Source organism: Parafrankia irregularis (genome assembly GCF_001536285.1).
In the GTDB taxonomy this organism is placed as follows: domain Bacteria; phylum Actinomycetota; class Actinomycetes; order Frankiales; family Frankiaceae; genus Parafrankia; species Parafrankia irregularis.
In genome coordinates this window covers 582,892-596,659 of sequence record NZ_FAOZ01000001.1, presented here as the reverse complement: position 1 = coordinate 596,659, position 13,768 = coordinate 582,892, and the positions used below count along the sequence as shown (strand labels likewise).

At 72.3% G+C, this 13,768-nt stretch carries 8 protein-coding genes; 3 read left to right on the top strand and 5 right to left on the bottom strand.

Translation table 11 applies throughout. From position 1 onward, the window contains the following. The first annotated feature begins 64 nt into the window (after positions 1-64). On the top strand, positions 65-2,302 hold the full coding sequence (locus AWX74_RS02390) for a DUF7846 domain-containing protein (protein WP_091271171.1): 2,238 nt from the start codon (positions 65-67) through the stop codon (positions 2,300-2,302). Positions 2,303-2,413: 111 nt separating this feature from the next. Here the strand turns inward: AWX74_RS02390 and AWX74_RS02385 are convergent, their stop codons facing one another. Beyond that, positions 2,414-3,907, bottom strand: a complete 1,494-nt coding sequence (locus tag AWX74_RS02385) for a DUF1254 domain-containing protein (protein ID WP_091271012.1) — start codon at positions 3,905-3,907, stop codon at positions 2,414-2,416. Positions 3,908-4,087: 180 nt separating this feature from the next. On the opposite strand from AWX74_RS02385, the gene ettA reads away from it, so the two are divergent. Next, on the top strand, positions 4,088-5,770 hold the full coding sequence (gene ettA / locus AWX74_RS02380) for an energy-dependent translational throttle protein EttA (protein WP_054566868.1): 1,683 nt from the start codon (positions 4,088-4,090) through the stop codon (positions 5,768-5,770). 201 nt (positions 5,771-5,971) lie between these two features. On the opposite strand, the gene AWX74_RS02375 is transcribed toward ettA, so the two are convergent. Both AWX74_RS02375 and AWX74_RS02370 read right to left on the bottom strand, forming a co-directional pair. Beyond that, positions 5,972-6,391, bottom strand: a complete 420-nt coding sequence (locus AWX74_RS02375; protein WP_091271009.1) for a globin — start codon at positions 6,389-6,391, stop codon at positions 5,972-5,974. A 134-nt stretch (positions 6,392-6,525) separates the two neighbouring features. Next, positions 6,526-8,547, bottom strand: coding sequence for a glycoside hydrolase family 13 protein (locus tag AWX74_RS02370; RefSeq protein WP_091271006.1), 2,022 nt, complete (start codon positions 8,545-8,547; stop codon positions 6,526-6,528). Between the two features lie 169 nt (positions 8,548-8,716). Here AWX74_RS02370 and AWX74_RS02365 point away from each other — a divergent pair, with 169 nt between their 5' ends. Continuing rightward, entirely contained in the window at positions 8,717-11,005 is a 2,289-nt protein-coding gene (locus tag AWX74_RS02365) for an ATP-binding SpoIIE family protein phosphatase (protein ID WP_091271003.1), read from the top strand. 118 nt (positions 11,006-11,123) lie between these two features. On the opposite strand, the gene AWX74_RS02360 is transcribed toward AWX74_RS02365, so the two are convergent. Further along, a complete protein-coding gene (locus AWX74_RS02360; protein WP_091271000.1) occupies positions 11,124-12,788 on the bottom strand; it encodes an SDR family oxidoreductase in 1,665 nt (554 codons plus the stop codon). Between the two features lie 223 nt (positions 12,789-13,011). Continuing rightward, positions 13,012-13,548, bottom strand: a complete 537-nt coding sequence (locus AWX74_RS02355) for an HNH endonuclease (protein ID WP_006541435.1) — start codon at positions 13,546-13,548, stop codon at positions 13,012-13,014. Positions 13,549-13,768 lie beyond the last annotated feature (220 nt).

Genomic DNA, 13,768 nt, shown 5'->3' with positions numbered 1-13,768 from the left:
GGCGCCCGGCGAGCGGCAGCGGCGGGGCGGTCGCAGTGGTCGCGGGCTGTGTGAGGCCACCGACATGCTGTTACCGATAGGCCCACCTGCGGCATCGGGGCATGTTCCGCTCGGTACCGTGCCGAGGGTGAGCAGGGCGAACGAACCCCGTGGCGGAGCGGGCCCGGCGCTGGACGAACCGTCCGGGCAGCCGGGCGCCGCGGTCCCCCGGCAGGAGACGGGCGGCCCGGTGCCGCCGCCGGCTCCCACCGGGGCGGCCGGGCTGTCGTTCGACCGGCTGTGGCGGCGGGCCCGTGAGATCAGCGCGCCAGGTCGTTACGTGGCCGTGCTCGCGGTGCTCAGCGCGACCGCCGCGGTCGTGCTCCGGCACAACCTGTTCCCCTACCTGTCGATCAACAACGACGAGGTCATCTACCTCACCCAGGCCCGGGCGATGGCCGGCGGGCACCTGTTCCCCGCGGCGCCCGACCCGGCGGCGTCCTACGCGCCCTGGCTGGCCGCCGTGTCCGACGGTCACTACGTCCTCAAGTACACGCCGTTCGTCCCCGGGCTCTTCGCGCTCGGCCTGCTGCTGACGGGCAGCATTTCGCCGGTGCTGGCGCTGGTCGCGGCGGCCGCGGTGGTCGTCACGTACCTGTTCGGCGTCGAGCTGTCGGGTGATCGACGGGTCGCGGCGCTCGCGGCGACCCTGCTGGCGTTCTCCCCGCTGATGATCGTGCAGAGCGCGCTGGTGCTGAGCTACCTACCGGTGCTGGTCCTGCTGGAACTGACCCTGCTCGGCCTGCTGCGGGGCCTGCGTGGCAGGGGCCGGCGGGGCGGCGGGGTGGCACTCGCCGGCGCGGGGCTCGCCGCCGGGGTGGCCGTGGCGGTGCGTCCCTACGACGTGGCGCTGGTGCTCGCCCCGGTGGTGGTCTGGGCGTTGGTGAAGGTTCGCCGGGACGCCCGGCTCGGGTGGGCGCTGAGCTGGGCGGCGGCGGGGCTGGCCCTGCCGGCAGGGCTCCTGCTGGCCTTCAACACCGCCGCCACGGGAAGCCCGTTCAGGCTGCCGTTCGCGCTGCTTGAACCCGACGACAAGCTTGGGTTCGGCTGGCGCCGGCTGTACCCGTCGGATGGCGGGCACGACTTCGGCCTCGGCGACGGGCTGGCGTCCGTGGGTGATCATCTGTGGCTGCTCGGGGGCTGGGCCTGCGGCGGTGTTCTCCTGGTGGTCGCCGCGATCGTCACGGTGGCCCGCCGCCGGCTGGACGCACCGGGTTACCTGCTGGGCCTCGGGTCGGTGCTGTTCCTGATCGGCTACCTCGGCTTCTGGGGGGCCTGGAACGCGGCGGAGCTGTGGGGCGGGATCCGGTACGTCGGGCCCTTCTACCTGATGCCGGTCATGATCGGGCTGGTGCATCTCGGTGCCCGCGGAGTCGTCGACCTGGCCACCTGGTCCCGGCGCCGGGTCGCGCGGGGCCTCACCGGGGTGGGAACCGCGGGCGTCGTCGGCCTCACGACGTTCATCCTGGTTGGCGCGGTCGACGCGAACGCGACGATGACCGGGCACGACCGGGAGCTCGCCGGCATGCTGCGCTCGCTGCCCGACCGGTCCCTGGTGCTGGTCTCGGCCACCCCGGCCTACCTGGGCCATCCCAGTGCCGTAACCGCGAACGGCCCGGATCTAGACGGTGCGGACGGCGACGGTGACCTGCTGTTCGCCGTCTCGCGTGGAGTCGCGGACCTGAAGGTCGTGGCCGATCACCCCGACCGAACCCCCTACCTGCTGCGGATGCCGGCCGCCTACAACCGTTCGCCCCAGTCGCCGACACGGTCCCGGGTCGACGCGCTCACCCTCGCGACGGGCCGCACCGTCGACGTCGAGGTGAGTGTCGGCGCGGCTCCCGCCGGAAGCCGGGCGGCACAGCTGGTGTTCGAGGCCGGCGGAACCAGGCTGTCCTACCCGGTGCCCGTCACCGGGCAGTCCGCCGCGCGGCTCACCGTCGACGCGGACGGGCTTGATGCCGACGATGTCACCGACGCGGTCAGCCACGACGGTGCGCGCACCCGCGGATCCCCCACCGGGCGCGAGGCCGGCAGCCCGCTCGGCAGGCCGCGGATCAGCACGGTGCCCGGTGCCGGGGCGTCCATCACCGTGTCCCTGCTGGCGACACCGGCCTCGGGAGGCCGGGCCCGGACCGTCGACCGCCAGGTGCTCCCAGTCCTGGTCGAGCAGGGCGCGGACATCGCCGTGCTCGCGCCGAGCGCCCAGATCGACGAGGTCGGAACCGGTAGCACGCTGCCGGTACGCATAACGCTGCCCTGACCGGTCGGGACGCACCCCGAGGGTGACGCACGCCCCCAGGGCGACGCACCATTCTCGGGGCGCCACGGCGCCCGGCAGCCGTGCGTGGTGCCCCCGGGCAGGGTGGTGTGGTCAGTCGAGCCGGTGGATCGCCGGTGGTGAGTAGGCGCCGCGCAGGACCTCCTCGCCCGGGCAGTACATGCGCAGGACCAGGCGGAAGTCGCCGCCGGCCGCCGGCAGCCAGTTCGCCGTCCCGGCAGCACCCGCCCCGGCAGCACCCGCCGCGGACGTCGATCGGGGCGTCGACACCGGTCTCAGCGCCGAGGCCGAAGGTCCTTGTGGCCCCGACGGCACAGAGGACGACTGTGACAGTGCTTCCGGCCGTGGGGGCTCGCTCTGGATCAGCACGGGAATGGACCCGTCCGGCTCGTGGACGAGATCGTCCAGGCTGCTGATCGAGTAGCGGCCCAGCGGGTTGTCGACGAGGTAGCCGTCGGGCTCGTCGTACATGGTGAGGGTCCAGAAGGAGTCCACGGGCGGCGGCCGCAGGCGTAGCCGGTAGTCGTGCGCGCCGGTGAGGTGATGGCCTTCCAGGTCCACCGCACAGTGCGCGGCGGTCTCCTCGTAGGCGTGGACGATGCCCAGCGGGCGCCGGGCGGCCAGCGCCCGGGCGATGCGGGCCTGCGCGCGGTCCGGAATCTCCCAGGCACGGTCGTCGCGGACGCCGGGGCCGAACCGGTCGAGGTTGTAGTCGGCCTCGTGCAGAGTGCTGGCCCATCCCAGGTTGGTCCGCCGGCCGGCGTCCGCCAGCCGCTCCAGCTCGTCCCGACCGGTGCGCAGACCGGTGCGCAGCGACCAGGCGAGCGTCGGATCAGGATCTATGTAGGGGGACGGGTCGGCGAGCAGGCCCAGCGCCTCGAACCGGCGGGCGTACTCGCCTTCCATCGGCGGCGGTGGGAAGGCGCGCATCCAGGTGCGCAGCTCCTCCCAGAACCGCAGGTCGTCGCAGACCTGCTTGGACCGGTCCGGCGGCCCCTCCGGTCGGCGTGCGTCCGGGTCGAGCGGGCTCAGGGTGAGCTGGTCCTGAAGCGCGCGGACAGCGGGCAGGTCCTGCGGGCCACGGAAGGCGAACCTGGCGACGATGCTGAACACCCGCGCGGGAGCCTCGATCACAAGCCGGCTCCCCGAGCCCGTACCCGCATCCGCATCGAGATCGGCGTCGCCGCCTGGTGGGACCAGCAGGACCTCGTGGCCCCGCCCGTTGCCGTTGCCGCCCCCGGTCCTGGTGTCGGTGCGGGTGCCCAGATAGGCGAACACGTTCAGCCAGGGGTCGTAGAACGCGAGGACGTGATACCTGCCCGGCGCCGGCGGGACCCGCAGCACCGCCGGGCCCGGGCCGAGATCCACCTGGGCCATCGAGAACAGGACGTCGGGGTTCACGTTCAGGAACGGCGAGAGAGGCCCCGGCGGGTCGGTCTGGTGGGCGAACGTGTTGAAACCGACCGGTCTGATCGGCCCGATGCCCTCCTCGGCGGCACGGATGATCTGCCGAACCGCGCAGACCATCGGATAGCCGAAGCTGAACGCCTCCGCCGCGAGCCCGACCCGCTGGTCATCCGCGCGCATGCCGCCTCCCAGCGAACCCTGTGCCTGATGGTGGCCGATGTTCGATGGTGTCTGATGGTGGTCGTCCGACTCCGGTTAGTACCCGGCTGGGGGTGGGGTGAACACGGGTGGATGTGTCCGCTGGTCATCCCTTGGATCACCGCCGTGAGGTATCCGGGCGCCATGCCCTAGGGTTGGCACATGGCGCAGTACGTCTTCCAGATGCGCAAGGCCCGCAAGGCCCACGGCGACAAGGTGATCCTCGACGACGTCACCCTGGCGTTCCTGCCCGGCGCGAAGATCGGTGTCGTCGGTCCGAACGGCGCGGGGAAGTCGTCGCTGCTGAAGATCATGGCCGGCCTCGACCATCCGAGCAACGGCGACGCGATCCTCAGCCCCGGCTACACCGTCGGGATGCTGGCCCAGGAGCCCGTGCTCGACGAGAGCAAGGACGTCCGCGGCAACGTCGAGGACGGTGTCCGCGAGATCCGCGAGGTGCTCGCCGCCTACGAGGCGATCAACGAGAAGATGGCCGCGCCCGACGCGGACTTCGACACCCTCCTGGCCGAGCAGGCCGTCCTGATCGACAAGATCGAGGCGGCGAACGCCTGGGAGCTCGACAGTCAGATCGACCAGGCGATGGACGCGCTGCGCCTGCCGCCGGGTGACGCCGACGTCGCTCCGCTGTCCGGTGGTGAGCGCCGCCGGGTCGCGCTGTGCCGGCTCCTGCTGGAGGCGCCCGACCTGCTGCTGCTCGACGAGCCGACCAACCACCTGGACGCCGAGAGCGTCGCCTGGCTGGAGCAGCACCTGGCGCGCTACGCCGGCGCCGTGCTCGCGGTCACGCACGACCGGTACTTCCTCGACAACGTCGCCGGCTGGATTCTCGAGCTCGACCGCGGCCGCGCCCACCCGTACGAGGGCAACTACTCCACCTACCTGGAGAACAAGGCTGCCCGCCTCAAGGTCGAGGGCCAGAAGGACGCCAAGCGGCGGCGGATGCTCGCCCAGGAGCTCGAGTGGGTCCGGTCGAACCCGAAGGCGCGCATGGCCAAGAGCAAGTCGCGGCTGTCCCGCTACGAGGAGATGGCCGCCGAGGCGGACAAGGCGCGTCCGCGCGACTTCGAGGAGATCCAGATCCCGCCGGGCCCGCGTCTGGGCAGCCTGGTGATCGAGGCCAGGAAGCTGTCCAAGGGCTTCGGCGACCGGATCCTCATCGGTGACCTGTCGTTCACCCTGCCCCGCGGTGGCATCGTCGGCGTGATCGGCCCGAACGGTGTCGGCAAGACCACGCTGTTCACCATGATCTCCGGTGAGGCGACGCCGGACAGTGGCGAGCTGCAGGTCGGCGAGACCGTCGACATCGCCTACGTCGACCAGGGCCGTGCCGGGCTCGACCCGAAGAAGAACGTCTGGCAGGTCGTCTCCGACGGGCTGGACCACATCGTCGTCGGCAAGACCGACATCCCCAGCCGGGCGTATGTGTCGTCCTTCGGGTTCAAGGGGCCTGACCAGCAGAAGCCGGTCGGCGTGCTCTCCGGTGGTGAGCGCAACCGGCTGAACCTGGCGCTGACCCTCAAGCGGGGCGGCAACCTGCTGCTCCTCGACGAGCCCACCAACGACCTCGACGTGGAGACCCTGCGCTCCCTGGAGGACGCGCTGCTGGAGTTCCCGGGCTGCGCGGTCGTCGTCTCCCACGACCGGTGGTTCCTGGACCGCGTCGCGACGCACATCCTGGCCTGGGAGGGCACCGAGACCGACCCGGCCCGCTGGTTCTGGTACGAGGGCAACTTCGCCGACTACGAGACCAACAAGGTCGAGCGCCTCGGCCCCGAGGCGGCGCGCCCGCACCGGGTCACCTACCGCAAGCTCACCCGAGACTGACCGCCCGGCGGCGCATGCCGCCCTCGGGCACCACCCGCCTGCTGAGGCCGTCACGCCGACCGGCCTCAGCAGCAGGCGACTCCCGCCGAGCGGACATCCCCGCCAGGCGGACATCTCGACCCTGCCTGGACATCCAGGCAGGCGCGGACATCCAGGCAGGGTGAGGCCCGGCCGCTGGTCGGCAGCCAGGCCGGCGGCGGGTCAGCCGGGGCGGTTCTGCAGGGAGTTCGCGGCCATCAGCAGGTAGTCCCAGAGTTCCTTGTGCAGGTCCGCAGCGAGGTCGAGGCTGTCGACGGCCGCCTTCATGTGGCGGATCCAGGCGTCGCGCTCCGCCGGGCCGATCGCGAACGGCACGTGCCGCATCCGCAGCCGCGGATGCCCCCGCAGCTCGCTGTACGTCGACGGCCCGCCCCAGTACTGGATGAGGAACATCCGCAGCCGCTCCTCGGCGGCGGCAAGCTCCTCGTCCGGATAGAGCGGGCGCAGGACAGGGTCGCTCGCCACACCCTCGTAGAACCGTGCCACCAGCGCCCGGAACGTCGCCTCGCCGCCGACGGCCTCATAGAAGTCTGCTCGTGGTCGTACGGGTGACGGTTGGTTCACCCGTCCATTCTGCGCCACGGGAGGGCGACCTCTCCGCCGTGGCGCCGTCCGGTTTTGGCCTTCATGGCATAAAACGGCGCCAGACATCCCGCATCTGCAGGTCAAACAGTCGATCGGTTCCGCAGATGCGGAGTTGTTCTCTGTCGGCCGAGTCAACCCGAACGGGGGACGACCCAGACGGTGGTGGCGGGTGGGAGCACGAGCGTCGCACCGTCGTAGCTGACGGGACTGCTCGCCAGGACCAGGCGCCCGGCCAGCGCGAGGCGAACCTCCTCGTCGGTCGACATGACGCAGGTCAGCGCGGAACCGAGCGGGGGAGCACCGGCGGCCGGCGGGGGAGTGTCGTCGGGTGGTGCTGCGTGGCCGGGTGGCGCCGTGTCGCCGGGTGGCGCTGTGCCGGTCGGTGGCGCTGTGTGGGCCGGTGGTGGCGTGCGGGCCGGTGGTGGTGTGCGGTCGAAGGCGAGGCAGTCGACGGGCAGGTCGGCGAGCCAGCGGAACCCGGGCTGGGCCTCGTCCGGGCCAGCCGAGCTGCCGAGGAACGGCAGCGCCCGGCGCAGCGCCAGCGCGCCGTGCACGAGCACCCGGGTGGACAGCGGGTCCTCGGACTGGGCGGCGGCGGTCAGCGCACCCCAGTCCGGTGGCTGCGGGAGCCAGGGCTCGACCTCGTCGGCGGTGAAGCCGTACGGAGGTGACTGGCCGGACCACGGCATCGGAATCCGGGTCCCGTCCCGCCCCGGTGACGTGTGCCCGGAGCGTTCCCACACCGGGTCACGGCGCCGGTCGGGCGGTACGTCGACCTGCGGCAGCCCGAGCTCGTCGCCCTGGTAGAGATAGGCCGTCCCGGGCAGCGCCAGCATGGCCAGCAGGGCCGCCCGGGCCCGGCGCAGGCCCGTCGCTCCGCCGCCGTACCGGCTGACCGGCCGGACGACGTCGTGGTTCGCCAGCACCCAGGTGGGCACCGCGCCGACCGCGGCCGTGGCGGCCCGGGCCGCATCGATGGCGCTGCGCCACGCCGGTGCCGAGAACGGCGCGTACAGCAGCGAGAACGTGAAGGTCAGGTGAAGCTCGTCCGGGCGGACGTACCGGGCGAGCCGGTCGGGGTCGGCGACCCAGGTCTCGCCGACGAGCACCCTGTCCCGCCCGTCGCGACGGTCGTAGTCGTCCAGGATCGCCCGCCATTCGCGGTAGATCTCGTGGACGCCGTCCTGATCCCAGGAGTAGGGCTCGAACAGCTCCCGGAAGCCCGTCTCCGGGGTGGGGACCGCGCCGGTCGCTCCGGTGCCCTCACCGTCGGCTCCTCCGCCGCCTTCTCCGTGGCCTTCGCGGTCGCCGGCGTGGCCGTCGGCGGGTGCGGCAGTGGGGGTGGCGGTGGCGGCAGTGAGCGTGGCGGGGTGAGCGGCGAGGGCGGGGTGGTCGCGCAGCGCGTCGTCCTTGACCAGGCCGTGCGAGACGTCGATACGGAACCCGTCGACACCGCGGTCGAGCCAGAAGCGGAGGATCTCCTGGTGCTCCGCACGCACCTGCGGATGCCGCCAGTTCCAGTCGGGCTGCTCCCGGGCGAACAGATGCAGGTACCACTGACCGTCCGGAACACGGCTCCAGGCCGGGCCGCCGAAGACCGAGATCCAGTTGTTCGGCGGCAGCGCGCCGTCGGGCCCGCGTCCGTCCCGGAACAGGTACAGCTCCCGCTCGGGTGAGCCGGGCCCGGCGGCGAGCGCGGCCTGGAACGCCGGATGCTGCTCGCTGGAGTGGTTGGGGACCACGTCGACGATGACCTTCAAGCCGCAGGTGTGCGCGTCGCGCAGCAGCGCGTCGAGGTCGTCGAGCGTGCCGAACAGCGGGTCGACGTCGGTGTGGTCCGCGACGTCGTACCCGTGGTCGGCCATGGGGGAGCGGTAGAACGGGCTGATCCAGATCCCGTCGACGCCCAGGTCCGCGAGGTCCGGCAGCCGGCCCCGGATGCCTTCGAGGTCGCCGACCCCGTCGCCGTCGGTGTCGGCGAAGCTGCGGATGTAGACCTCGTACATCACGGCGTCGCGCCACCAGGGAGCCTGCGCCGCACCGGAGCCCGGCTCGCCGCCGCCATCGCCCGGCCCTGCACCGCTGCCCGGCTTCGTCGAGGTGCCGTCGGTCGGTGTCGGAGCGTCCGCACGGTCCGTGACAACGGGATCCATGACCGAATCAAACCCTCTCCGCGGGTGTGAAGTAAACGGGGGGCATGGTTACGGAAAGTGGTGGCCGAGCCGCTCGTCGGGCGCGATATCCGACTACCGGCCTACACTTCCGCGAGTGGATGACGTCACAGTCCGTTATGGATTGCTTCCATGGGGTGGAGGTGGCCTGGTGGCGAAACGTCCCGGCACTGCCGTGCCCGATATGGCCGCGGCTGGCACGGATCGGGCCTGCGCGAACCCTGCCGGTGCCGATCGGGCCAGCCTCGATCGGGCCGGGTCCGATCCGGCCAACGGTGGCTGGGCGGCAACGACAGCCTCGGTCGGGCGCGCGGTGGTCCGGGAGCTGTCCGGCGCGTGGCGGCACCGTTCACGGTCCGCGGAGGAGGCGGCGCTGCGCCAGTGCTCCTTCCTCGTCGACGCGAGCATGGTGCTGGGCACCTCCCTCGACCCGCAGCGGATCGTCGAGATGACGGCGGCGCTGGCGGTGCCCCGGCTGGGGAGCGCGGCGATCGTCTGGCTGCGGGGGGAGGGCAACTCCGTCCCGATCGCCGCGTCGTCCTTCCTGGATCCGAAGGCCGCCGGCTTCGTCCGGGCCGCGTTCCAGATCCGCCCGGCCACCGTCGACCAGGACATCCCGCCGGGTTCCGTCGTCCGGACCGGTCAGTCGTACTACGTCCCGAAGTACACCGAGAAGATCGTCGGGAAGCTGTTCGCCCGCGAGGCCTACGACAGGTTCTGGGAGTTCCCGTCCGGACCCACGATCACCGTGCCGATCCACTCGCGCGGGCGGGTGCTCGGCGCTCTCACGGTCGACCGGGCCGGACTGGAGCCGTTCTCGGCGCTCGACATCCACCTCGTGGAGGAGCTCGCGCGGCGCGGCGGCGCGGCGCTCGACAACGCGCAGCTCTTCCGCGATGTGGAGGAGTCCGCGCTGACCCTGCAGCGCTCCCTGCTCCCCGCCCACCCGCCGGCCCTGGACGGGATGGAGATCGCGATGGAGTACCGGCCGGGCACGGCCGGGACGGAGGTCGGCGGCGATCTCTACGACGTCATTCCGCTGCCCGGTGGCCGTGCTGGCATCGCCATCGGTGACGTGATGGGGCGCGGGCTGCACGCGGCGGCGGTGATGGGCCAGCTCCGGGCCGCGCTGCGGGCCTACGCGCTGGAGGACTGGGGCCCCGCCGAACTGCTCGCGCGGCTGGACCGGGTCGTCGACTCGCTGCCCGGGCTGCAGCTCGCCACGTCGATGTACGCCGTGTACGACCCGTACTCCGGCCGCGCGACGATCGCCAGCGCCGGTCACCCGCCGCCGTTGCTGCTGCTGCCCGACGAGCAGCCGGACTACCTCGTCCTCGAACCCGGTCTGCCACTCGGGACGGGGGAGGCGGACGCGTTCTCCGAGACGACCATCACGCTGCCCCCGGGCTCCGCCCTCGTGCTGTTCACCGACGGGCACGTCGAGTCCCGTCGGCGCTCACTGGCCGACGGCCTGGAACACCTGCGGTCCGGCCTGGGCGATCAGGTCACCCGTCCGCGGGCCGCACGCGACCTTGCCTCGTCCAACGGGGCCTCGTCCAACGGGGCGGCATCCAACGAGGCCGCCGACAACGAGGCCGCCGACAACGAGGCCGCCGACGACGGGGCCGCGGCGGACGTCCTACCAGCCGACACGGTGGCCGGTGCTGTGGCCGGCGGTACTGGTGCGAGTGGTGCTGCAGCGAGTGGTGCTGCAGCCAGCGGTGCTGATGCCGACGGCACACCGGTCGGTGGCCCGGCGGCCACGGCACCGGCGTCCGCTGTGCTGCCTGAGCGGCGGATCCGCGAGCGCCGGTCCGGCCGGGACCGCCGCGGCGGCTACCGTAGGTCACGCACCGCCGGTGACCGCCGCCGTGCGGGCTCCTTCGCCGCCCGGAGCTGGTCCGGCCCCGACGCCGTGACCTGGGACGGTCCCGGCCCCATCGAGGAGACCGCGCGGACGGTGCTCGAACGCTGCCTGCTCGCCGCCGAGCTGCCGGCCCGCACGGATGACGACATCGCGCTGCTGGTGCTGGTGACCAGGCCGGTGCGCCCACCCCTGATCCAGCTCGCGCTGCCCGCGGTGGCGGCCTCCGCGGGCCAGGCGCGCACCTCCGTGCGCGCGGCCCTGCACGACGCCGGCATCAGCTCCCTCGATGATGCGATCCTGCTGGTCAGCGAGGTCGTCACGAACGCGGTCCTGCATGCGCGCAGTGACCTTGTGCTGCGGGCGACCCTGGAACCCGGGCGGCTGCGGATCAGCGTCGAGGACAGGGAGGGATCGGCGCTGCCGAGGCCCGGTGACGAGTCGACCGACCAGATCGACGCCGAGCACGGCTGGGGCCTGCTGCTCGTCGAGGCACTCGCCCAGGCGTGGGGCGTCGAGACGACCCCGGACGGAAAGCGGGTCTGGTTCGAGATGGAGATCCCGGACGAGGCCTGACGGCCCGCCCCACGGCGCCTGCGGTGCCGACCATGGCTCCTGCTGACCGTGGCTCCCGTGCCGGCTGGGCCTGCCGTGCCGACTGCGCCCGCCGGCGCGCCGGCGCGCCGACAGCTCCCTACCGGACAGCTCGATCACGTCGATCACGCATGGCCGCGTGCTGCGGGAGAGGGACGTCCTGGTCGGCCTCGGCTCGGTGGACGATCGTCCGCAACATGCCACCGAAGACCACGGCGTGGAAGGGGCTGACCGCTTTCCAGTAGAGATGCCCGGGCAGCCCGTGGGGCAGGAACAGCGCCCGCTGCCGGTAGACGACGCCACGCTGACCGCCACCGCCGCCACCAGCGCCGCCACCGCTGTCCGCGCCGTCAGCTGGTTCGACCCGAAGTTCGAGCCAGGCCTGGCCGGGCAGCTTCATCTCCGCGCGCAGCCGCAGCAGCCGGCCCGGAACCATCTCCTCGACCCGCCACAGGTCGATCGCCTCGCCGGTTCTGAGCTGCCGCGGATCTCGCCGGCCGCGCCGGTGCCCGACCCCGCCGACCAGGATGTCCACCCATCCCCGCGCCGACCAGGCCAGCGGCCAGCTGTACCAGCCGTTCTCGCCGCCGATGCCCTCGATGACGGCCCACAGGCGGTCCGCCGACGCCGCGACCGGGCGGGTGCGTTCGTCGGTGTAGAGGGAGCCGCCGGCCCAGGTCGGATCGGTGACGGCGGGCTCACCGGGCGGTCCCGGAACGCCGACGAGCGCGGCGATGGCCTGCGGGAAGGGGGTGCTGATCGGGGCGCCCGGCCAGCGGGCGGTGGACCAGCGTGTCTCCACCGCCCGGTCGCGAATCTTCGCCAGCGCGTAGGCCACGGCGGTTTCGAACGGGACGAGGCCGTCGGGTGGATCGGGCACCCAGGCGGCGATGTCGTGCTCGCCCGCGACGACCTCCGTGCGCAGCGAACGGACCAGCGGGCGCGCGATCGCCCGGGGCACCGGCGTGACCAGGCCCACCCAGAGTGAGGACAGGCCGGGCGAGAGCACGGGAACCTGGATGATGATTCGTTCGCGCAGCCCCTCGACGGCGGCGAAGCGCCGCATCATGTCCGCGTAGGTCAGGATGTCCGGGCCGCCGATGTCGAACGAGCGGTTGACCGTGGCCGGGATGTCCAGACATCCGATCAGGTAGTAGAGGACGTCCCGGACGGCGATGGGCTGGATGCGGGTGCGTACCCAGCGCGGGGTCACCATGATCGGCAGTCGCTCGGTGAGATGGCGCAGCATCTCGAACGACGCGCTGCCGCTGCCGATGATGACCGCGGCCCGCAGGACGACGGTCGGGACGCCGGAGCCGAGCAGGATGCGGGCCACCTCCTGGCGCGACGCCAGATGCTCCGAGACCCCGCCGCTCGGCTGGCTGGCCGTCGCCCCGCTGCCCGCCTCCGCCGGTGTCGCGGGGCTCAGACCGCCCAGGTAGATCAGCCGGTGCACGCCGGCGGCCCGCGCGGCGTCGGCGAAGGCGTGGGCGGCCGCGCGGTCGACGGCGGAGAAGTCACCCCCGCTGTCGATGGAGTGGATCAGGTAGTAGGCGGTGTCGACGCCCGCCAGGGCCGGGCGCAGCGAGGCCGGATCCAGCGCGTCCGCGCGGATGATCTCGGCGTTGCGGTGGTGTGCCCAGGGAACGTCCGCGAGCCGGGCCGGATCGCGGGTCAGGCAGCGGACGTGGTGACCGCCCGCGAGCAGGCGGGGGGCCAGCCGGCCGCCGATGTAGCCGGTCGCGCCGGTGACGAGTACGCGCACGCGGTGTACCTGCCCCGGTGCCGCGGCGCGCTACCACGCCCCGGCGAGTATGGACGCATGCCGGCGGGAACCTGCCAGCGGACGCACGCGTCCGCTGGGTGGACGCGTGCCAGCCGACCCGGCCGCGCGTCGGGCGCCTGCCAGCCCGCAGGCACCGGGCCGATGGCCCGGGACCGTGCGGGCGGCGTGTCAGGCACCCGACAGCGGGCTCGGTGTAGCACGATCAGGCGCTGGCGGCCGCCCCCGAGATGTCGGTGGGGACGTCGGACACGGTGCTCAGGTAGCGCGACCACCGTGGATCCATCCGCCGGGACCCCAGAATGCGCCAGGCGGCTCCGCTCGGCGCTCGAGGTGCCGTGCGAAGCCGCCAACCGAGATCGGCAACCGCTCGGTCGGCTTTGACATGGTTGCAGCGGCCGCAGGCCGCCACGACGTTCTCCCATACATGCGGCCCGCCGCGAGAGCGGGGGATGACGTGGTCCAGCGACGTTGCCGGGGCGTTGCAATACACACACCGATGATGGTCACGTGCCAGGACGCCCTTGCGGGTTAGCGGAACCTGGGAACGGTATGGCACGCGCACGAACCGCGCTAACCGCACCACGATCGGCACCTCGACCGAGCTCGTCGTCGAACGAAGTACCTGACCGGCGGATTCGACCATGACGGCCTTGTCGGTCAGGACCAGCACCAGTGCTCTTCTTTGTGACACCACGCACAGAGGCTCGTACGTGGCATTGAGAACCAGCGCCTCTGCCACGCGCCGACCTCCTGCCCACCCGAGGGTCCTCGCGGACCGTCCTACCCAGCGTCTCCGGTGACAATGGACAGTCAACCTTCTTCTGCGTCGGAACGCGAGCCTGTTTGCATGGTCATCGGCCCGGCCTAAGCGCTGATGTGCATATCCGGCCCGGTTTGTGACCAACAACAAGCCCATCAGGTCATGTGTCGTGACCGCATAATTACGTTGCGTGGTCGCG

Coding starts and splice junctions, on each gene's coding strand:
- AWX74_RS02390 (WP_091271171.1), top strand. CDS start 65: ATGCTGTTACCGATAGGCCCACCTGCGGCATCGGGGCATGTTCCGCTC.
- AWX74_RS02385 (WP_091271012.1), bottom strand. CDS start 3,907: ATGCGCGCGGATGACCAGCGGGTCGGGCTCGCGGCGGAGGCGTTCAGC.
- ettA (WP_054566868.1), top strand. CDS start 4,088: ATGGCGCAGTACGTCTTCCAGATGCGCAAGGCCCGCAAGGCCCACGGC.
- AWX74_RS02370 (WP_091271006.1), bottom strand. CDS start 8,547: ATGGATCCCGTTGTCACGGACCGTGCGGACGCTCCGACACCGACCGAC.